The sequence below is a fragment of the Streptomyces sp. AC555_RSS877 genome, assembly GCF_019049245.1.
In the GTDB taxonomy this organism is placed as follows: Bacteria; Actinomycetota; Actinomycetes; order Streptomycetales; family Streptomycetaceae; genus Streptomyces.
The window spans coordinates 1-20,572 of sequence record NZ_JAGMUK010000144.1 but is presented as its reverse complement, the minus strand read 5'-3'; the positions used below and the strand labels follow the sequence as shown (position 1 = coordinate 20,572).

At 71.2% G+C, this 20,572-nt stretch carries 16 protein-coding genes; 8 read left to right on the top strand and 8 right to left on the bottom strand.

All coding sequences use genetic code 11. The features are described 5' to 3' along the window. Positions 1-140 precede the first annotated feature (140 nt). Genes KUM49_RS37860 through KUM49_RS37840 form a run of 5 tightly spaced genes read right to left on the bottom strand, consistent with a single transcriptional unit; the run spans position 141 to position 5,862 of the window. Positions 141-1,451 (bottom strand): DUF58 domain-containing protein, encoded by a 1,311-nt coding sequence (locus KUM49_RS37860; RefSeq protein WP_217241506.1) that lies wholly within the window; start codon positions 1,449-1,451, stop codon positions 141-143. Continuing rightward, positions 1,451-2,440 (bottom strand): MoxR family ATPase, encoded by a 990-nt coding sequence (locus tag KUM49_RS37855; protein WP_217241508.1) that lies wholly within the window; start codon positions 2,438-2,440, stop codon positions 1,451-1,453. The genes KUM49_RS37860 and KUM49_RS37855 overlap by 1 nt, the downstream gene beginning before the upstream one ends. Beyond that, the gene (locus KUM49_RS37850) at positions 2,440-3,642 is read right to left on the bottom strand and encodes a DUF4350 domain-containing protein (RefSeq protein ID WP_217241505.1); all 1,203 of its coding nucleotides are present in this window, start codon (positions 3,640-3,642) and stop codon (positions 2,440-2,442) included. Before KUM49_RS37850 ends, KUM49_RS37855 begins: the two co-directional genes overlap by 1 nt. Next, the gene (locus KUM49_RS37845) at positions 3,639-4,493 is read right to left on the bottom strand and encodes a DUF4129 domain-containing protein (RefSeq protein WP_308406936.1); all 855 of its coding nucleotides are present in this window, start codon (positions 4,491-4,493) and stop codon (positions 3,639-3,641) included. The genes KUM49_RS37850 and KUM49_RS37845 overlap by 4 nt, the downstream gene beginning before the upstream one ends. A 4-nt stretch (positions 4,494-4,497) precedes the next feature. Continuing rightward, positions 4,498-5,862 (bottom strand): hypothetical protein, encoded by a 1,365-nt coding sequence (locus KUM49_RS37840; RefSeq protein ID WP_217241504.1) that lies wholly within the window; start codon positions 5,860-5,862, stop codon positions 4,498-4,500. Between the two features lie 140 nt (positions 5,863-6,002). Here KUM49_RS37840 and mtnA point away from each other — a divergent pair, with 140 nt between their 5' ends. The 7 genes from mtnA to KUM49_RS37805 all read left to right on the top strand — a co-directional run bounded on the left by mtnA (position 6,003) and on the right by KUM49_RS37805 (position 15,223). Then, entirely contained in the window at positions 6,003-7,148 is a 1,146-nt protein-coding gene (gene mtnA / locus KUM49_RS37835; protein WP_217241503.1) for an S-methyl-5-thioribose-1-phosphate isomerase, read from the top strand. 204 nt (positions 7,149-7,352) lie between these two features. Beyond that, positions 7,353-8,042: a two-component system response regulator MtrA gene (gene mtrA / locus KUM49_RS37830; RefSeq protein ID WP_187283109.1), complete on the top strand. Its 690-nt coding sequence runs from the start codon at positions 7,353-7,355 to the stop codon at positions 8,040-8,042. 1 nt (position 8,043) lies between these two features. After that, on the top strand, positions 8,044-10,149 hold the full coding sequence (gene mtrB / locus KUM49_RS37825; RefSeq protein WP_217241502.1) for an MtrAB system histidine kinase MtrB: 2,106 nt from the start codon (positions 8,044-8,046) through the stop codon (positions 10,147-10,149). Then, positions 10,139-11,965: an LpqB family beta-propeller domain-containing protein gene (locus KUM49_RS37820; RefSeq protein WP_217241501.1), complete on the top strand. Its 1,827-nt coding sequence runs from the start codon at positions 10,139-10,141 to the stop codon at positions 11,963-11,965. Before mtrB ends, KUM49_RS37820 begins: the two co-directional genes overlap by 11 nt. A 193-nt stretch (positions 11,966-12,158) precedes the next feature. Continuing rightward, complete coding sequence (locus KUM49_RS37815; RefSeq protein ID WP_217241500.1) at positions 12,159-13,268, top strand: ComF family protein; 1,110 nt, start codon at positions 12,159-12,161, stop codon at positions 13,266-13,268. A gap of 311 nt (positions 13,269-13,579) precedes the next feature. After that, positions 13,580-14,272 (top strand): ribosome hibernation-promoting factor, HPF/YfiA family, encoded by a 693-nt coding sequence (hpf, locus tag KUM49_RS37810; RefSeq protein WP_217241499.1) that lies wholly within the window; start codon positions 13,580-13,582, stop codon positions 14,270-14,272. Positions 14,273-14,476: 204 nt separating this feature from the next. Next, the gene (locus KUM49_RS37805) at positions 14,477-15,223 is read left to right on the top strand and encodes a response regulator transcription factor (RefSeq protein WP_217241498.1); all 747 of its coding nucleotides are present in this window, start codon (positions 14,477-14,479) and stop codon (positions 15,221-15,223) included. A 19-nt stretch (positions 15,224-15,242) separates the two neighbouring features. On the opposite strand, the gene KUM49_RS37800 is transcribed toward KUM49_RS37805, so the two are convergent. Beyond that, positions 15,243-16,439 carry a winged helix-turn-helix domain-containing protein gene (locus KUM49_RS37800; protein ID WP_217241497.1) on the bottom strand — a complete coding sequence of 399 codons (1,197 nt, stop codon included), beginning with the start codon at positions 16,437-16,439 and terminating at the stop codon, positions 15,243-15,245. Between the two features lie 55 nt (positions 16,440-16,494). Beyond that, on the bottom strand, positions 16,495-17,070 hold the full coding sequence (locus tag KUM49_RS37795; RefSeq protein WP_217241496.1) for a GNAT family N-acetyltransferase: 576 nt from the start codon (positions 17,068-17,070) through the stop codon (positions 16,495-16,497). Positions 17,071-17,335: 265 nt separating this feature from the next. Between KUM49_RS37795 and secA the strand changes: the two genes are divergently transcribed. Beyond that, on the top strand, positions 17,336-20,176 hold the full coding sequence (gene secA, locus KUM49_RS37790; protein ID WP_217241495.1) for a preprotein translocase subunit SecA: 2,841 nt from the start codon (positions 17,336-17,338) through the stop codon (positions 20,174-20,176). A gap of 127 nt (positions 20,177-20,303) precedes the next feature. Here secA and KUM49_RS37785 read toward each other — a convergent pair. Then, a partial coding sequence (locus tag KUM49_RS37785; RefSeq protein WP_217241494.1) for an Rv3235 family protein occupies positions 20,304-20,572 on the bottom strand: 269 nt, incomplete at its 5' end.

Genomic DNA, 20,572 nt, shown 5'->3' with positions numbered 1-20,572 from the left:
ACAGCGCCGATGGTACTGCAGGGGGGACCCTGTGGGAGAGTAGGACGCCGCCGAACAATCATTCAGAAAAGGCCCACACCTCACGGTGTGGGCCTTTTTTGCGTTCACCTTTGTTGGCGCCGGCTGCCCCCCACAATGCCTTACAGGCGTCCCGCAGCCTTCAGCGCCAGATAGGCGTCTGCCAGTGCGGGGGCCAGGTCGTCGGGTGTTGCATCGACAACCGTGACGCCGTGGCGGCGGAGTTGTTCCGCGGTGCGATGGCGTTCGCTCTGGGCCTGGGCGGCGGCTGCGGCCTCGTAGACGGCGTCGGTGTTGCCGCGGGCTGTGGCCATGCCGGCGATGTGCGGGTCGGCCACGGATGCCACCAGAACCGTGTGGCGCTGGGTGAGCTGGGAGAGGACCGGGAGCAGGCCCTCCTCGACCGGGGCCGCGTCGAGGGTGGTGAGCAGGACGATCAAGGAGCGGCGAGGGGCTGACCTGAGTGCCGTTGCCGTAAGGCCTCGGGAGTCTGTTTCGACGAGCTCGGGTTCCAGGGTCGCCATGGCGTTGACCAGGGACGGGAGCATGTCGCTTGCGGTGCGGCCCTGGACCAGGGCGCGTACGCGACGGTCGTAGGCGAGCAGGTCGACGCGGTCGCCGGCTCGGGATGCCAGGGCCGCGAGGAGCAGTGCCGCGTCCATGGAGGCGTCGAGGCGTGGGGCGTCGCCGACACGGCCCGCTGAGGTGCGGCCGGTGTCGAGGACCAGGAGGATGTGGCGGTCGCGTTCGGGGCGCCAGGTGCGTACGGCGACCGTGGTCTGGCGGGCTGTGGCGCGCCAGTCGATGGAGCGGGTGTCGTCGCCGGGGACGTATTCGCGCAGGCTGTCGAATTCCGTGCCCTCGCCGCGGGTGAGCACGCTGGTGCGGCCGTCCAGTTCGCGTAGGCGGGCCAGTTTGGAGGGCAGGTGCTTTCGGCTGGTGAACGGGGGCAGGACGCGTACGGTCCAGGGGGCTTTGTGGGTGCCCTGGCGGGTGAAGAGGCCGAGAGGGCCGTACGAGCGGATCGTGACGCGGTCGGATTGGCGGTCGCCGCGGCGGGTGGGGCGTAGGCGGGTGGTCACGCGGCGGCGCTCGCCCGCTGGGACCGTCAGGCGGTGGCGGGAGGCCGCCACCTCCGTGCCGGGCTGCCAGGTGCTGGGGGGCCAGGCGTCGCGGAGGTGGGCGCGGAGTGGGCGGCGGGACGGGTTCGTGACGGTGAGCGTGACGTCGGCCGTGTCGCCCAGGCGGACCGATGTGTCGCCCGAGCGGGTCAGGCCGAGGCGTCGTACGGGTGCCGCGAGTGCGAAGTCGCAGGCACACGCGACTGCCAGCGGGGCGTTGACCGCGAGGAGGCCTGTCCAACTGGGGTCCCAGATGCCGATCGGAAGGGAACCCAGGGCCGCGAGGAGCGCGGTGCGTCCGGTGAGTGCCATCAGCGGGGGACGGGGACGTGGGCGAGGATCGCGTTGATGACGGAGTCGGCCGTCACGCCTTCCATTTCGGCCTCCGGGCGGAGTTGCACGCGGTGGCGGAGGGTGGGGAGGGCGAGGGCCTTGACGTCGTCGGGGGTGACGTAGTCGCGGCCGGTCAGCCAGGCCCAGGCGCGGGCCGTGGCGAGCAGGGCCGTTGCGCCGCGCGGGGAGACGCCGAGGGTGAGGGAGGGCGATTCGCGGGTGGCTCGGCAGATGTCGACCACGTAGGCGGTGATTTCCGGGGAGATCGTCGTCTTGGCGACCTCGGCGCGGGCGGCTTCCAGGTCGGCGGGGCCTGCGACGGGGCGTACGCCGGCGGCGTGCAGGTCGCGCGGGTTGAAGCCCTCGGCGTGGCGGGTGAGGACGCTGATCTCGTCCTGGCGGGAGGGCAGCGGGATCGTCAGCTTGAGGAGGAAACGGTCCAGCTGGGCCTCGGGCAGGGGGTACGTGCCCTCGTACTCGACGGGGTTCTGGGTCGCGGCGACCAGGAACGGGTCGGGGAGCGGGCGGGGGGTGCCGTCGACCGTGACCTGGCGTTCCTCCATGGCTTCGAGGAGGGACGACTGGGTCTTGGGCGGGGTGCGGTTGATCTCGTCGGCCAGGAGGAGGTTGGTGAAGACCGGGCCGGGCTGGAAGGAGAACTCGGCGCTACGGGTGTCGTAGACCAGGGAGCCCGTCACGTCGCTCGGCATCAGGTCGGGGGTGAACTGGACGCGTTTGGTTTCGAGTTCGAGTGCGGATGCGAGGGCGCGGACGAGCAGCGTTTTGGCGACTCCGGGGACTCCTTCGAGGAGAACGTGTCCGCGGCACAGGAGGGCGACGACGAGGCCGGTCACGGCGGGGTCCTGGCCGACCACGGCCTTGGCGATCTCGGCGCGCAGGGCTTCCAGGGCGGCTCGGGCGTTGCCCTGATCCCCGGCGTCCCCGGCGTTGTCAGTGGTCGGGTCCATCATGGACGGCGTACCTCTCTTTCGAGGGCGTCGAGTTGGTCGGCGAGGGAGATGAGGGCCGCGTCGTCGCCGGGCGGCGGGCCGAAGAGGAGCGCGTGCAGGGCCTGACCGTCTTCGGGGCTGTCGAGGAGGGCGGACAGGGCGGGGAGCAGGGCTTCGGGGGCGTGGGCCTGGGTGACGGGGACGCCGATGAGGGAGGCAAGGCGGGTGCGGGTGGCGGAGCGAAGAGCGGCGGCCGCGCGGTCGCGGGCGTTGGCCTTGCGGTAGAGGCGGGCACGGCCTTCGACGGTTTCGGAGGCGCGGATCGCCACGGGGAGTTTTTCGGGCACGAGGGGGCCGAGTCGGCGTGCCCTCCACAGGGCGGCCAGGGCTGCGGCGATGAAGAGCTGCAGCGTGCCCCAGAGCCAGCCCGAGGGAAGCAGGTCGAGGAATCCGCGTTCGTCGTCGGTGTCGGTCGGCGGGGCGTCGGAGAGTGAGGGGAGGTACCAGACCAGATGAGGGCGGGAGCCGAGGAGTTGGAGGGCGAGCGAGGCGTTGCCCTGCCCGTCGAGGGTGTCGTTGTAGAGGATGTCGGGCGCGCCGAGTACGACGGTGTCGCCGCTTCCGGACGTGTCCGGGACCCGTACGAGGGTGGCCAGGCGCTCGCTGGGGTAGCACTCGTCGGCGTCGGACCGGGTGGCGGTGTAGCGGATGCCGCCCGTGTCGGCGGTGCCCGCGCGCCGGGCGGCGGGCAGGTCGCAGTCGGGGGAGAGCGTCGAGGCGAGGCTGGTGGCCGGGTTGGCGACGACACCGGGGGCGAGCCGTTCGACGGACCAGCTGCCGGGGGCGACGAGGACGGTGCGGCCGCCGGAGTCGGCGGTTCCGGAACGCAGTTGGTTCTGTTGACCGTGCGTCAGCAGGTCGGGGACGGCCACCAGGAGCGTGGTGTCCGGGCCGGCCGCGGCGTCGGCCTCGGCGAGGGTGGTGACCACGCGGGTGGAGACGCCTCGGTCGGCGAGGAGTTCGGCCACGGCGCGGCTGCCGTAGGGGTCGGCGGAGCGTGGGTCGAGCGTGCCGTGCCGGGTGTCGGAGCGGATGACGGCGATCGCGAGGGCCGCAACCAGGAGGAGCACGAGGGCGAGGACGACGCCTCGCGCGCGGGTCCACACCTGGCTTGCGGTGGGCGAGGCCGAGGTCGAGGGAAGGGTGGCCCCGGTGGTCATTCGGCGGCTCCCCGGCGGTTGTTGTCGGCCGCGCGGTGGGGCGTGCTGCTGGCCGCGAGTTGGGGCTTGGTGCGCACCAGGTCGCGGTCGAGTTCGGCGATGCGGTGGTACGACTGCTGGGTCGCCGTGCGTCCACCGTACGTGACGTCGTCGAAGTCCCGGGCGGCGGCGCGCAGTCGGTCTGCCTGGGAGGGCAGTGCGCGGCCGGCCTCGGCGGCTGCCTCGTCTGCGGTGCGGCCGGGGCGGGTGTCGAGAAGGGCGCGTTCCTCCAGGGAGCGGACGATGGCGCGCATCTGCTCCTGGACGGCCTGGCTCCAGTGGCCCTGGGCCGCGTGGGCCTCGGCGGCCGCCCGGTGTTCGGCGGCGCTGCGGGGGCGGTCGTCGAACAGGGCGGCGGAGGAGGCGGGTTCGCGGCGCGGAGTGCCGAGGCGCCACCACAGGGCGCCCAGGACCGCGAGGACGGCCACGATGACGACGACCAGGCCGAGCGCTCCGCCGGGGGTCGCGGCCGAGGCGGTGTTGAACAGCTTGTCGACCCAGTCCCAGAAGGCGTTCAGGGCCCGCTGGAACCAACTGGGGTCGTTCTCGTGGTACATCCGCTTGGACAGTTCGCCCCGGGCCGCCTCGCGCGCGGGGTCGCGCGGGGTCGTCAGCGGTGGTTCGTCGCTGGAGGCGGCGAGCGACAGTACGGATGCGGGGTCGGCCTGCGGCAGGGCGCGGCCCGATGTGCCGCGGAGGCGCAGCAGGGCCTGTACTGGTGTGTCGCCGACGCGTTGCGCGGTGCGTACGGCCATGTCGGCGACGTTCGGCAGTGCCAGTGCCGCTGTGAGAACTCCCCCCGCCAGGCTCACCGCATCAGCTCCCGGGAGCGGGGGTGGTGCCGTACCCCTGGACGCCCGCGGCGCGGGCCAGTTCGAGGTCGAGGGCCTCGCGGCGGATGCGCTGGTCGATGTAGAGGAGGACGGTGACGCCCGCCGTGATCGGGAAGGTGATCATGGAGCCGATCACCGAGCCGATCCCGCTGATGATGAGGAACGTCCAGCCGAGACCGCCGGTGCCTTCCATGAAGCCGGTGAAGCCGTCACCGCTGAACGCCGCGGCGAGGAAGGTGAAGGGGATGACGACGATCGCCGCGACGATGTTCGCGATGACCGCCGCGAGGAACTGGATGCCGAACACTCGCCACCAGGAGCCACGGACCAGCTTCCCGGAGCGGCTCAAGGACTTCATGATGCCCTGCTTCTCCAGCATCAGCGCGGGCGAGGCCAGGGAGAAGCGGATCATCAGCCACAGGGCGACGATTCCGGCGCCCAGTCCGCCGAGGACGGCGAGGGCCGCGCCCGGCCCGCCTGGGCCGGAGACGGCCACGAGGATGCCGGGGAGCACGCCCACGAGGACGATGCCGACGGCGATGAGCATCAGCAGGAGGATCAGGCCCAGGAGCTTCATCACCTGCGGGCGGGCGTCGCGCCAGGCCTCGCCGGTGGTGACGGGGCGGCCGAGCACCGCGCGGCTGGTGACGGTGGTGAGCAGGGCGGTCGCCATGACCGTGCCGATCAGCGTGATCGCGAAGACGACCGCGCTGCCGAGCATGGCGTCGCCCATGGCGCGGCTCACTTCGCCGAGCGTGGCGCTCGGGTCGTTGAGGGCCTCGGCGTCGGTGGTGTCGTTGAGGACGAGGCCCTGGAGCAGGATGACGACGATCTCGGTGACGACCGCGACCGCCAGCGAGATGCCCAGGACCGTGCGCCAGTAGGTGCGCATGGTGGAGACGGCCCCGTCGAGGATCTCGCCCACGCCGAGGGGGCGGAGGGGGATCACACCGGGCTTGGCCGCGGGCGGGGGTCCGCCCCAGCCGCTGGGTCCGCCGGGGGGACCGTAGGCGCCGCCCCAGCCGCCGTATCCGCCGTTTCCGCCGCCGGGGGTGCCGTAGCCCCCTTGTCCGGCGCCGGTGGGGGGTTGGGCGCCCCATCCCGGGCCGGGCGGTGGGGGTGGTGGCGTCTGGCCGGGTGCCGGTCCGCCGGCGGGCGCGGACCACTGGTCGGCCGGGGGCTGCTCCTTGGACCACTTCGAGCCGGGGTTCTGCGGGGCCGGTCCTGGCTGCTCCGCGGGGTTCGCGGCGTCGGGCCGGTCGGCGGGCCCGTCGGTGCCGGACGCGCCGGGCTCGTGCCCGTCGGAGGGGGCGGATCCGGGCGAGGCCCAGCCCGGAGTGTCCTTCATCGTCGCTCCTTCACGGTGCCCGTCCGCGGTCGCGGCGGCAGGTTGGCAGCCATCGTGCCATGGGGTGGTCATCGACGGACCAGCCGCGGTATGGGCTGGACACCTTCAATTGTCCGCCCAATAACGGGCAGACTGATCGCATGGCTGATCAGTACGCGCAAACCGGCGAGGACAGCAGGCCGACCGAGATCCCGGCGATCCGATGGGAAGAGCCACCCGAGGGCCCCGTACTGGTGCTTCTCGACCAGACGAGGCTGCCGGCCGAGGAGGTCGAACTCGTCTGTACGGATGCGCCGGCGCTGGTGGAGGCGATCCGCTCGCTCGCCGTGCGCGGGGCGCCTTTGCTCGGCATCGCGGGGGCGTACGGCGTGGCGCTCGCCGCCGTGCGCGGGTTCGACGTGGACGACGCCGCGGACGCGCTGGCGAGTGCCCGCCCCACGGCGGTGAACCTCGCCGTGGGGGTGCGCAGGGCCCAGTCCGCGTACCGGGCGAAGCTCGCCGAAGGCGGTGATGACCGGCAGGCCGCCGACGCCGCGCTGGCCGCGGCGCGTCAGCTGCACCGGGAGGACGCCGAGGCCAGTGGCCGGATGGCCGAGCGGGGGCTGGCGCTGCTGGAGGAGCTGCTGCCCGGCGGCGGGCACCGGATCCTCACCCACTGCAACACCGGGTCGCTGGTGTCGGGCGGTGAGGGGACGGCGTTCGCGGTGGCGCTCGCGGCGCACCGGGCGGGGCAGCTACGACGGCTGTGGGTGGACGAGACGCGGCCGCTGCTGCAAGGAGCCCGGCTGACGGCGTACGAGGCGGCGCGCAGCGGCATGGCGTACACCTTGCTCACCGACAACGCGGCGGGTTCGCTGTTCGCGGCCGGAGAGGTGGACGCGGTGCTGATCGGGGCGGACCGCATCGCGGCCGACGGCTCGGTGGCGAACAAGGTGGGGAGCTATCCGCTCGCGGTGCTGGCGCGGTACCACCATGTGCCGTTCATCGTGGTGGCGCCGGTGACCACGGTGGATCCGCACACGCCGGACGGGGCGTCGATCGAGGTCGAGCAGCGCCCCGGGCATGAGGTGACCGAGCTCACAGCGCCGCAGGTGCCAGTGGCGGGAGCGGAGGCGGGCGGCGGGGTTCCGGTGGCACCGCTGGGGACCCAGGCGTACAACCCGGCGTTCGACGTGACGCCGCCCGAGCTGGTGACGGCGATCGTCACGGAGGAGGGCGTTGTCTCGCCGGTGACGGCTGAGGGGCTTGCGGAGGTGTGCGCGAGGTCGCAGGTGACGAGCGGCTGAGCGGACGCTGTCGGCCTGGCCGACGGGAGCGGCTCCTCCGGTGGCGCCGATGGGCGGGAGGAGGGGCCGTGACATCTTGGGGTGCCGTCGGTTGTGGCTCGGCGCTTCGAGCCGGCGAGGGCAGACAGTGACGGTTGAGTACGACTATCGTCACAGGCCAGTGACCCTGCTCACCAGCGCCCCGGTCACTGTTACGAGAATGGGATGATGTCGTTTATGAAGGGACGAGTCCTTGTCGTCGACGACGACACCGCACTGGCCGAGATGCTCGGCATTGTGCTGCGTGGTGAAGGTTTTGAGCCGTCTTTCGTAGCCGACGGCGACAAGGCGCTGGCCGCTTTCCGTGAGGCGAAGCCCGATCTGGTCCTGCTGGATCTGATGCTGCCAGGGCGGGACGGTATCGAGGTGTGCCGTCTGATCAGGGCGGAGTCCGGGGTGCCGATCGTGATGCTCACGGCGAAGAGCGACACCGTCGACGTCGTCGTGGGCCTCGAGTCGGGTGCCGACGACTACATCGTGAAGCCGTTCAAGCCGAAGGAGCTCGTTGCCCGTATCCGGGCGCGGCTCCGGAGGTCGGAGGAGCCGGCGCCCGAGCAGCTCGCCATCGGTGACCTGGTCATCGACGTGGCCGGGCACTCCGTGAAGCGGGACGGGCAGTCGATCGCGCTGACGCCGCTGGAGTTCGACCTGCTCGTGGCGCTCGCGCGCAAGCCGTGGCAGGTGTTCACGCGTGAGGTGCTGCTCGAGCAGGTGTGGGGCTACCGGCACGCGGCCGACACCCGGCTGGTCAACGTGCATGTGCAGCGGCTGCGCTCCAAGGTCGAGAAGGACCCGGAGCGGCCGGAGATCGTGGTGACCGTCCGTGGCGTCGGTTACAAGGCCGGGCCGAGCTGACATGTCCGAGGACAGTGCCGCTTCGGCGCCCGGCGGTTCCGGGGCCCGCGCGGAGCGGCCTGTCGGCCGGAAGGCGGCAGGCTCCCGCTGGAGCCGGTTCCTCGAGGGCGGATTGCTGCAGGGCGGTGTCCAGGGCAGCCCGGTCCTGCGCCTTTTCATGCGCTGGGTGCGCCGGCCGCTGTTGCCCGTCATGCGGCTGTGGCGGCGCAACATCCAGCTCAAGGTCGTCGTCACGACCCTGCTGATGTCGCTGGGCGTCGTTCTGCTGCTCGGTTTCGTCGTCATCGGGCAGGTGCGCAACGGGCTGCTGGACGCCAAGGTGAAGGCCTCCCAGAGCCAGGCCACCGGTGGGTTCGCGGTGGCCAAGCAGAAGGCCGACGAAGCGGCGGCGGGGACCGGTGACGACGGTGGTCGTCCGGCGGACGGCCGTGCCGAGCAGAACGTCAGTCCGTGGATGGGCGACCTGGTGGAGTCGCTTTCCAGCGGCGGCCAGGGCGCCTTCGACGTGGTGACGCTCCCCACGGGCGACGGCAGCAGCGGCGGCGGACGCGGGCCGCGTGCCTCCGGTGACGTCGACTGGTCGGCCAGCGTGCCCGAGGACCTGCGCGAGCGTGTCGACAGTATTCCGTCGGCGGCCCAGAGCTACACGCGGATCGCCTACGGCAGCACCTCCGCCAAGGACTCCCAGCCGGCCCTCGTGATCGGCAAGCAGGTCAACGACCCGAACGGCGACCCCTACCAGCTGTACTACCTCTTCCCGCTCACCCAGGAGGAGAAGTCCCTGAGCCTGGTCAAGGGGACCCTCGCGACGGCAGGCCTCTTCGTCGTCGTACTCCTCGGGGCCATCGCCTGGCTGGTGGTGCGGCAGGTGGTCACCCCGGTGCGGATGGCGGCCGGGATCGCCGAGCGGTTGTCCGCCGGGCGACTTCAGGAACGGATGAAGGTTACCGGCGAGGACGACATCGCCCGGCTCGGCGAGGCCTTCAACAAGATGGCGCAGAGCCTCCAGCTGAAGATCCAGCAGCTGGAGGACCTGTCCCGGATGCAGCGGCGGTTCGTGTCGGACGTGTCGCACGAACTGCGTACGCCGCTGACGACCGTGCGGATGGCGGCCGACGTCATCCACGACGCGCGCGTGGACTTCGATCCGGTGACCGCCCGGTCGGCGGAGCTGCTCGCCGACCAGTTGGACCGGTTCGAGACGCTGCTCGCGGACCTGCTGGAGATCAGCCGCTTCGACGCGGGCGCGGCGGCCCTGGAGGCCGAGCCGATCGACCTGCGTGAGGTCGTGCGGCGGGTCGTCAGCGGGGCCGAACCGCTCTCCGAGCGCAAGGGCACCCAGATCCGCGTCGTGGGCGACCAGCAGTCCGTCGTGGCCGAGGCCGACGCCCGGCGCGTGGAGCGAGTGCTGCGCAACCTCGTCGTCAACGCCGTGGAGCACGGCGAGGGCAAGGACGTCGTCGTCAAGCTCGCCGCAGCGGGCGGGGCGGTCGCGATCGCCGTGCGCGACTACGGTGTCGGGCTCAAGCCCGGCGAGGCGACCCGCGTCTTCAGCCGCTTCTGGCGGGCCGACCCGGCACGCGCGCGTACCACCGGCGGTACCGGACTGGGGCTGTCCATCGCCCTGGAGGACGCGCGGCTGCACGGCGGCTGGCTGCAGGCGTGGGGTGAGCCGGGCGGCGGCTCGCAGTTCCGGCTGACGCTGCCGCGGACCGCGGACGAGCCCTTGCGGGGCTCGCCGATACCGCTGGAGCCCAAGGACTCGCGGCGCCATCGTGGCCTCACCGACGCCGGACTGCCGAGCGCGGGCGGGGAGAAGGCCGCCACCGTGCCGGCCCAGCCGACGGGCGACCAGGGGCCGTCACGCGGCCCGATCGCGCCCCGGCCGTCCGGGGCGACCCCCACGGCCGACCCGACGGCGCTGCCCGGCAACGGCGCGCGCGTGGTGCCACGGCCCGCTTCAGGGGCACGGCTGCGGGAGGACGCGTCCGCGGGAAGCCGGCCGGGCAACAGCGAGGCCGGCGGATCACAGAGCGAGAACACGAGCCGCCCGGACACCGGGTCGGAGGGCTCGTACGAGCAAGGGGAGGCATTTCGTGGGCGCTGATCGCGAGGGGGGCGCTCGGCGCATGCCGGGGCGCGCGACGGCGTACGCCGCTTGTGGCGTCGTTCTGCTGGCAGGGTGTGCGTCCATGCCCGACAGCGGGGATCTGCGCGGCGTCGAGTCCACGCCGCGCCAGGACACCCAGGTGCGGGTGTTCGCCATGCCGCCCCAGGAGGACGCGCCCGCCTCGGAGATCGTCCAGGGCTTCCTGGAGGCGCTGACCAGCGACGATCCGAACTACGAGACGGCGAGCAGGTACCTGACCCCTGAGGCCGCGAAGACGTGGCAGCCGGAGCTGTCCACCACGGTGCTCGCGAACGGGCCGACCATCGGGCCCGAGCGGCCCGCGGACCGTGGGGACGCCAACGTCGTCTCGTACTCGCTCACCGGTGAGCGGGTCGCCACGGTGGACCAGCAGCAGTCGTACGCGCCCGCCGACGGCGACTACGGCCAGTCGGTGTTCCTCACGCGGGACCCGAAGACCAAGCAGTGGCGTATCGACGGGCTGCCGCAGGGTGTCGTCATGGGGAAGTCGGACTTCCAGCGCAACTACACGTCCGTCAACAAGTACTACTTCGCCTCGAACACGACGACCGGGACGAGTCCGCAGACCGTGGCCGTCGCCGATCCCGTGTACGTGCGCGAGCGCGTGGATCCCATGACACAGATGGTGCGTTCCCTGCTCACGGGGCCCACGAGCTGGCTCGACCACGTTGTCAGGTCCAGTTTCCCCACCGGTACGAAGCTCAAGAAGGGCGTCACCTCGCTGACGCCCGACGACCGGAGCATCCTGACCGTGCCGCTCAACGACCGGGCGGCGCGAGTCAGTCCGACGAGGTGCGAAGCGATGGCGGCGCAGCTCCTGTTCACCCTGCAGAACCTCACCCCCGCGGTGGACGAGGTCGAACTGCAGGCGGACGGCAAGCAGTTGTGCATGCTCAACGAGGCCGACGCCGACGAGGTCGCCGCGCGCGGATCAATGCGCAGTCCCGAGTACCTGTACTTCCTCGACGGGGAGCACCGGCTCGTACGGCTGCCCGCGGGGAACAGCAGTACGAACCCCGATCCGGTACCGGGAGCACTGGGCGAGGGCGGCAAGGAACTGCGCTCGGTCGCCGTGTCGCGCGACGAGCACAGCGCGGCCGGGGTCGGCATCGACGGCAAGGCGCTGTACGTCGGCTCCCTCGTGTCGGGCGGGTCGCTCGGGGAGCCCGTGCTGAGCAGTAAGGGCCCGACGGAGAACGACCGGCTGACCGCGCCCAGTTGGGACGCGGAGGGCGACCTGTGGGTGGCCGACCGCGACCCCGCCGACCCGCGGCTGCTGTTGCTGGAGGAGGGTGCGGGCAAGCCGCTGACGGTGCGGACGCCGGGGCTGGACGGGCGCGTCAAGGACATCCGGCTGGCCGCCGACGGGGTGCGTATCGCGCTGGTCGTGGAGAAGGACGGCAAGCAGTCCCTGTTCGTCGGGCGGATCGAGCGGGGCGAGAAGCCGGGGGAGGCGCCGTCGGTCCAGGAACTGCGTTCGGCGACGCCGGAGATGGAAGAAGTCACCACCATGTCGTGGGCCGGTGACAGCCGGCTCGTGGTGGTCGGGCGCGAGCAGGGTGGCGTGCAGCAGATGCGGTACGTCCAGGTCGACGGCTCCACGCCGGAGGGGCCCGCGCCGGCGGCGCTGACGGGCGTGAAGGAGATCGCCGCGTCCGAGGACGACCGGTTGCCGTTGGTGGCGTACTCGGAGGACGGGATCGTACGGCTGTCGTCCGGGACGCAGTGGCAGAAGGTGGACACGGACGGCACGGCTCCGGTCTATCCGGGGTGAGTGCCGGACTGCGGGGCCGGGTGCCGCCGCGGTGTGAGAGAGGCGGCCGTTCCTGCCGGAGTTCGCTCCAGCGGAGCGGTCGCTCTGCTTCGGGGCGGTACGGCTGTCGCACCGCAGCCCGGAGTCGGAGTTATCCACAGGCGGTTGTCCACAGGGGTGGCGGGGCGGCTTCGGCGTTGGCACAGTGGTGGGCATGCGGGGGTGGTGGCAGGACCTCACCGACCTGGTGCTGCCGGCCGAGTGCGGAGGCTGCGGGACGCCTCGTACGGTGCTCTGTCCGGAGTGCCGTGCCGTCCTGAGCGGGGCCGTACCGCGCCGGGTGCGACCGGATCCGGAGCCGGCGGGGCTGCCGGACGTGCACGCGGCGGCCCGGTACGCCGACGAGGTGCGGGCCATGCTGCTGGCCCACAAGGAACGGGGTGCGCTGGCGCTGGCGACACCGCTCGGTACGGCCCTGGCGCAGGCCGTGCGAGCCGGGCTTCAGCAGGCCTGGGGACCGGCTCACGGGGCCGGGCCCGGGGAGGTGCGAGGACCGGTCGTGCGAGGGACGGTCGGCGGGGCTGGGGGCCGCAGGGCCGCGGGGCCGGACGGCGAGGTGGTGATGCTCGTCCCGGTGCCGTCCTCGCGTGGGGCGGTTCGGGCCCGGGGGCATGATCCGGCGCGGCGGATCGCGCTTGCCGCCGCCGGGGAGCTGCGGCGGGCCGGGACGCCGGCGCGCGTGGTTCCCGTGCTGCGGCAGGGGCGTGTCGTCGCCGACCAGACGGGGCTCAACTCCCGGCAGCGGCTGGAGAATCTCGCCGGTGCGCTGGTGGTGGCCCCTGGAGGCGGACGGCTGCTCCTCGGCGGCCGGGTCGTGCTCGTCGACGACCTGATGACCACGGGCGCGTCCCTGACGGAGGCGGCGCGTGCGGTGCGGGCGGCGCTGGCGGGGGCGGCGGAGTCGGGCGGGGATGTGACGGCGTCCGGCGGCCCGGTGCGTGCAGGGCACACGGTGTCCGGTGGTGCTGCTGCGGGCGCAGGGCGGGCGGCGGGTGGTCGCGCGGCTTCGGTGCGGCACAGGGAGGCCGGCGGTGGCGAGGGTGTGTGGGCGGGCGGGGCGGATGTGTGTGGAGAGGGTGCAACGGCGGTGTACGGCGCGGCAGGTCGGGAAGGCAGAGGGGAACGGATGGGCGGCGCGACGGAGGAGGAGACGGGCGGGGTGGCCGCCCCCTCGGAAATGGCGGGTGTCGGCGGTGACGGCGAGGGAATCTGCGCGGCCGTGGTCGCTGCGACGCCGGATTCTTTCGAAATAAACCGGAACTGACTGTGAACTTGCATCGTTGCAGGTAATGAGAGGGCTAATTCACCTGAACGGAGGTAGGCCGCGGTAGAGGGTGACGACATCCGTCCGGGCGAGATATGTTCGGTTGTGAGGGAAAGGCGCAGGCCACACCTCTCCTGTCCGAATGCCGTGCCGTGGGTTTTTCACTATCACCCGCACCGGTGGAGTGGAGATCTTGCCCGCGGGGGAGGAGGTGGACGTCACCGAGTCCGAGGTTCCGGGACTCACCGGAGCCTGGTGCAAAAGGGAGATGCTCCGCAGCGAAGCGGAGTGATCCGGGAACGGAGTTCTGCGTGGACATCGTCGTCAAGGGCCGCAAGACCGAGGTGCCCGAGCGGTTCCGCAAGCACGTGGCCGAGAAGCTGAAGCTGGAGAAGATCCAGAAGCTCGATGGCAAGGTGATCAGCCTCGACGTCGAGGTGTCCAAGGAGCCGAACCCCCGACAGGCCGACCGCTGTGACCGAGTGGAGATCACCCTCCGCTCCCGCGGTCCGGTGATCCGGGCGGAAGCGGCAGCCAGCGACCCGTACGCGGCACTCGACCTGGCGGCGGAGAAGCTGGACGCGCGGCTGCGCAAGCAGCACGACAAGCGCCACACCCGACGCGGCTCACGGCGGCTCACGGCGGCCGAGGTCCCCGACCACGTCCAGGGCGCGGCGACGCTCAACGGCAACGGCCACACCGTCTCCGAGGAAGAGCCGGACGGAGTGCCCACCAAGAAGATCGGCTCGCTGGAAGTGAAGGGCGACGGCCCCCTCATCGTCCGCGAGAAGACCCACGTAGCCTCCCCGATGACCCTCGACCAGGCCCTCTACGAGATGGAACTGGTCGGGCACGACTTCTACCTGTTCATCGACTCCGAGACCAAGGAGCCGAGCGTCGTCTACCGGCGGCACGCCTACGACTACGGCGTCATCCACCTCAGCACGGACCCGATGGTCACCCAGGCGCAACCGACCGCGGCGGGTGGCACGCTGGGCGGCTGATGACCCGGCCGACAGCTGATCCGGTGCCCCTGGTGCGCGTGTGCGCCCCCAGGGGCACCGGTGTGCGACCACTTCACGACCCGCTCTGTCACCGCAGTGTCGTCCCGGCATGAAATCATGGCCGCACCGGCCCAACCGCTGGGCCGTTGCCTTGGGTTGGCGATGGCACAGAACCACAGGCCACAGCCTTCAGGGGGAGGAACGATGGCGGACAGCTTCGGACCGATGCAGGACGAGGACGCCGGGGACGGCGTCGTCGCCACGGGCCCGGACGCGGGCTCTCCACGCAAGGAGCCGATCCGCGTCCTGGTCGTGGACGACCACGCCCTCTTCCGCCGTGGTCTGGAGATCGTGCTCGCGGCCGAGGAGGACATCCAGGTCGTGGGCGAGGCCGGGGACGGCGCGGAGGCCGTCGACAAGGCCGCCGACCTGCTGCCGGACATCGTGCTGATGGACGTGCGGATGCCCAAGCGCGGCGGGATCGAGGCGTGCACCTCCATCAAGGAGGTCGCCCCCAGCGCCAAGATCATCATGCTGACGATCAGCGACGAGGAAGCCGACCTCTACGAAGCGATCAAGGCGGGCGCGACCGGATATCTCCTCAAGGAGATCTCCACCGACGAGGTGGCCACCGCCATTCGCGCGGTGGCCGACGGGCAGTCGCAGATCAGCCCCTCGATGGCGTCGAAACTGCTCACCGAGTTCAAGTCGATGATCCAGCGCACCGACGAACGCCGTCTCGTGCCGGCGCCACGGCTCACGGACCGTGAGCTGGAGGTGCTGAAGCTGGTCGCCACGGGGATGAACAACCGGGATATCGCCAAGCAGTTGTTCATCTCCGAGAACACCGTGAAGAACCACGTGCGCAACATCCTGGAGAAGCTGCAGCTGCACTCCAGGATGGAGGCGGTGGTGTACGCGATGCGGGAGAAGATCCTCGAAATCCGGTAGGGACGGGATCGGGACGGGATCAGCCGGTCGCGCGGGCGAGTTCCCTCGCCAGGGGCTCGCGCAGTTCCGGTGCGTCCACCCGTTCCACCCGCACGCCCGTGCAGTTCACCCAGCTTGCCGCCTCGACCAGGGCCTGCGCGACCGCCGGGACCGCCTTCGGACCGTCCAGGGTGACCTGCCTGGCGACCAGGGTGCTGCCCTCGCGTGCCGGGTCCACGCGGCCCACCAGGTGGCCACCGGCCAGCACCGGCATCGCGAAGTAGCCGTACACCCGCTTCGGCTTGGGGACGTAGGCCTCCAGGCGGTGGGTGAAGCCGAAGATCCGCTCGGTGCGCGCCCGTTCCCAGACCAGGGAGTCGAAGGGGGACAGGAGGGTGGTGCGGTGGCGGCCGCGCGGGGGAGCCTCCAGGGCCGCCGGGTCGGCCCAGGCCGGCTTGCCCCAGCCCTCGACGGTGACCGGGACCAGGCCCGAGTCGGCGATCACCGCGTCGACCTGTTCGGCCTTGAGGCGGTGGTAGTCGGCGATGTCCGCGCGCGTGCCGACGCCCAGGGACTGGCCGGCGAGGCGGACCAGGCGGCGCAGGCACTCGGTGTCGGTCAGGTCGTCGTGCAGCAGGGTGTCCGGGATCGCGCGTTCGGCGAGGTCGTACACGCGCTTCCAGCCGCGGCGCTCGACGCACACCACCTCGCCGTACATGAGGGCGCGCTCGACGGCGACCTTCGTGCCGGACCAGTCCCACCACTCGCTGGTCTTCTTCGCGCCGCCCAAATCCGTGGCGGTCAGCGGGCCTTCGGTGCGGAGCTGCTTGATGACCTGGTCGTAGGAGCCGTCGGGGAGGGTGTGGTTCCAGTGCGGGCGGGCGCGGTACGCGCGGCGACGGAAGGCGAAGTGGGGCCACTCCTCGATGGGGAGGATGCACGCGGCGTGGGACCAGTACTCGAAGGCATGGGGACGTGCCGGAGCCGCGCCCGAGGCCGCGGTGCCCCAGTAGGCGCTCTCGACCGTCTTGCGGCCCACGGCGCCGAGACGGGCGTACGGGATCAGTTCGTGGGAGCGGGCGAGGACCGAGATGGTGTCGAGTTGAACCGCGCCCAGGTGGCGGAGGAGGCCGCGGACGCCCGAGCGGCGGTCCGGGGCGCCCAGGAAGCCCTGGGCCCTGAGGGCGATGCGGCGGGCTTCGTCTGCCGAGAGGGTGGTGGTCGGGCGCGTCGTCATGGGCCGCACGATAGAGGGTGGGACTGACAACGCGGGATGACCTGCGGCTTCGCTGTCACGACCGGGGCGGCGCCGGCAAATACGGTGCCGTGGACGGCAGTCCGAGGTCCGACGGCAGCAGCGAACCCACCCAGCAGTCCCGTCGTACGCCCTGGTGGATGATCGCGGAGCGCAGGGTGCCCTCGAAGGCGAAGCCGGCGCGTTCCGCCACCGCGCGGGAGGGATGGTTGCCGACCTCCGCGCGCCACTCCACGCGATCGACCGACAGGCCGGTGAAGGCCCAGCGGCCGACCGAGCGGGCGGCCTCGGTGGTGTAGCCGTTGCCGCGGTGCTCCTTCGCGCCCCAGAAGCCGATCTCGGCCACGCTCAGGGAGCGCATCGTGAGGCTGACCATGCCCGTCAGCTCACCGTCGGGGAGGAAGAGGCCGAAGGTGAACATGGAGCCGTCCGCCCAGCCCTCGGGGACCAGTTGTTCGGTGAAGCTGCGGGCGTGTTCGGGGAGGTAGGGAGCCGGGATCGACGTCCAGCGCTGGATGTCGGGGTCCTGGACGGCCGCGTACACGGCGTCGGTGTCCTGCGGGCCGACGGTGCGCAGCAGGAGACGGCCGGTGGTGAGCGTGACGGGATCCATCGGCCGATTCTGCTCGGGGTTCCACGAAGGCACCATCTCTTCGCCGTGTGTGAGCGGGCGATCACAATTCGCGCAATTCCTCGGAGCGGTGCGGCACCATCCGCCGAGCCCGGACGTTGTTCCTTCGAAGAGATGTGAAGCAGTGGGCAGTCACCGTCCCGGCAGGCCTCCCGGCCTGGCGGGGTCCTCGCATACGATGGCCGTTGCTCAGTAGTCCAATGGAAACCGACCGTCCCAGGCCCGACCGGCAAGGAGACCAACCCCCGTGTCCGTCCTCTCCAAGATCATGCGTGCAGGCGAAGGCAAGATCCTGCGCAAGCTGCACCGCATCGCGGACCAGGTCAACTCCATCGAAGAGGACTTCGTCGACCTCTCCGACGCCGAGCTGCGGGCCCTCACCGATGAGTACAAGCAGCGGTACGCCGATGGTGAGAGCTTGGACGACCTGCTGCCCGAGGCCTTCGCGACCGTGCGCGAGGCCGCCAAACGCGTCCTCGGACAGCGTCACTACGACGTCCAGATGATGGGCGGCGCCGCCCTCCACCTCGGCTACGTGGCCGAGATGAAGACCGGTGAGGGCAAGACCCTGGTCGGCACCCTGCCCGCTTACCTGAACGCCCTCTCCGGAGCAGGCGTCCACCTGATCACGGTCAACGACTACCTGGCCGAGCGCGACTCCGAGATGATGGGCCGCGTCCACAAGTTCCTGGGCCTTGACGTCGGCTGCATCCTCGCCAACATGACGCCGGCCCAGCGCCGCGAGCAGTACCGGTGCGACATCACCTACGGCACGAACAACGAGTTCGGCTTCGACTACCTGCGCGACAACATGGCGTGGTCCAAGGACGAGCTCGTACAGCGCGGCCACAACTTCGCCATCGTCGACGAGGTCGACTCCATCCTCGTCGACGAGGCCCGTACGCCGCTGATCATCTCCGGCCCGGCCGACCAGGCCACCAAGTGGTACGGCGACTTCGCCAAGCTGGTCACCCGGCTGAAGAAGGGCGAGCCCGGCAACCCCCTCAAGGGCCTTGAGGAGACCGGCGACTACGACGTCGACGAGAAGAAGCGCACGGTCGCCATCCACGAGTCCGGCGTCGCCAAGGTCGAGGACTGGCTGGGCATCGACAACCTCTACGAGTCGGTCAACACGCCGCTGGTCGGCTACCTGAACAACGCCATCAAGGCCAAGGAACTCTTCAAGGCGGACAAGGACTACGTCGTCATCGACGGCGAGGTCATGATCGTCGACGAGCACACCGGCCGTATCCTCGCCGGCCGCCGCTACAACGAGGGCATGCACCAGGCGATCGAGGCGAAGGAAGGGGTGGACATCAAGGACGAGAACCAGACGCTCGCCACGATCACCCTCCAGAACTTCTTCCGCCTCTACAAGCGCCACGACCACAACGGCAAGGAAATGCCCGGCCTCTGCGGCATGACCGGTACGGCGATGACCGAGGCCGCCGAGTTCCACCAGATCTACAAGCTCGGCGTCGTCCCGATCCCGACCAACCGGCCGATGGTCCGCAAGGACCAGTCGGACCTGATCTACCGCACCGAGGTCGCGAAGTTCGAGGCGGTCGTCGACGACATCGTCGAGAAGCACGAGAAGGGCCAGCCGATCCTCGTCGGTACGACGTCGGTCGAGAAGTCCGAGTACCTCTCGCAGCAGCTCTCCAAGCGCGGCGTCCAGCACGAAGTGCTGAACGCGAAGCAGCACGACCGTGAGGCGACGATCGTCGCCCAGGCCGGCCGCAGGGGCGCCGTCACCGTCGCCACCAACATGGCCGGCCGCGGTACCGACATCAAGCTCGGCGGCAACCCCGACGACCTCGCCGAGGCCGAGCTGCGCCAGCGCGGCCTCGACCCCGAGGAGCACATCGAGGAGTGGGCCGCGGCCCTGCCCGCCGCCCTGGAGCGGGCCGAGAAGGCTGTCAAGGCGGAGTTCGAGGAGGTCAAGGAGCTCGGCGGGCTCTACGTCCTCGGCACCGAGCGGCACGAGTCGCGTCGTATCGACAACCAGCTGCGTGGTCGTTCCGGCCGCCAGGGCGACCCGGGTGAGTCCCGCTTCTACCTCTCCCTGGGCGACGACCTGATGCGCCTGTTCAAGGCCCAGATGGTCGAGCGCGTGATGTCGATGGCGAACGTCCCGGACGACGTGCCGATCGAGAACAAGATGGTCACGCGCGCGATCGCGTCCGCGCAGTCGCAGGTCGAGCAGCAGAACTTCGAGACGCGTAAGAACGTCCTGAAGTACGACGAGGTCCTCAACCGGCAGCGCGAGGTCATCTACGGCGAGCGCCGCCGCGTCCTGGAGGGCGAGGACCTGCACGAGCAGGTCCAGCACTTCATGGACGACACCATCGACGCGTACGTCACCGCGGAGACCGCCGAGGGCTTCCCCGAGGACTGGGACCTCGACCGGCTGTGGGGCGCGTTCAAGCAGCTCTACCCGGTGAAGGTCACCGTCGATGAGCTGGAGGAGGCGGCCGGCGACCGGGCCGGTCTGACCGCCGAGTACATCTCCGAGTCCATCAAGGACGACATCCACGACCAGTACGCGGCGCGTGAGGCGCAGCTCGGCTCCGAGATCATGCGTGAGCTGGAGCGCCGGGTCGTGCTGTCGGTCCTGGACCGCAAGTGGCGCGAGCACCTCTACGAGATGGACTACCTCCAGGAGGGCATCGGCCTGCGGGCGATGGCGCAGAAGGACCCGCTGGTCGAGTACCAGCGCGAGGGCTTCGACATGTTCACCGCCATGATGGAGGGCATCAAGGAGGAGTCCGTCGGCTACCTGTTCAACCTGGAGGTCCAGGTCGAGCAGCAGGTCGAGGAGGTCCCGGTCGAGGACGCGAAGCCGTCGCTCGACAAGAAGGACGCGGTGCCGGCGCAGGCGGGCGCGCGTCCTGAGATCCGCGCCAAGGGACTCGACGTTCCGCAGCGCCGGGAGCTGCACTTCTCCGCGCCGACCGTGGACGGCGAGGGCGGTGTCGTCGAGGGCGACTTCGCCGACGACGACGAGCCCGTGCGCTCCGAGTCCGACGGCCTCACGCGCGCGGAGCGGCGCAAGCAGTCGCGTGGCGGGCGCCGCCGCAAGAAGTGACGGTGCGGTTGCCTGCGGCGCCGTAGCGGATCGAAGGGCCGGGTCACCTGAGGGTGTCCGGCCCTTCGGCGTGCGGTGCGCTGGGACCTGCGGTGCGCCGGGACGTGCCCGGTGCTGGGCTGCCGTGTCAGTCGTCGTCGGTGTGCGGCCTGCGGGGGCCGCCGAGTTCCACCGCCGTGCAGCGCCAGCGCAGGTCGTGGCCCTGCTCCAGGCGGAAGGCCATGGCCCGCAGCTGGTCGCCGGCGCCGATGCGGGCGAACGCCTCGAGGGCGCCGGGGCGGGGGACGTAGTAGCCGAGGTCGCGGACGACGGGGAGGGTGCCGCGGGTGGCGCGCAGGGGGCCGCGTTCGGCGAGCCAGGCCAGTTCGTCGTAGGCGCGGCCCGCGGTGTGCCGGA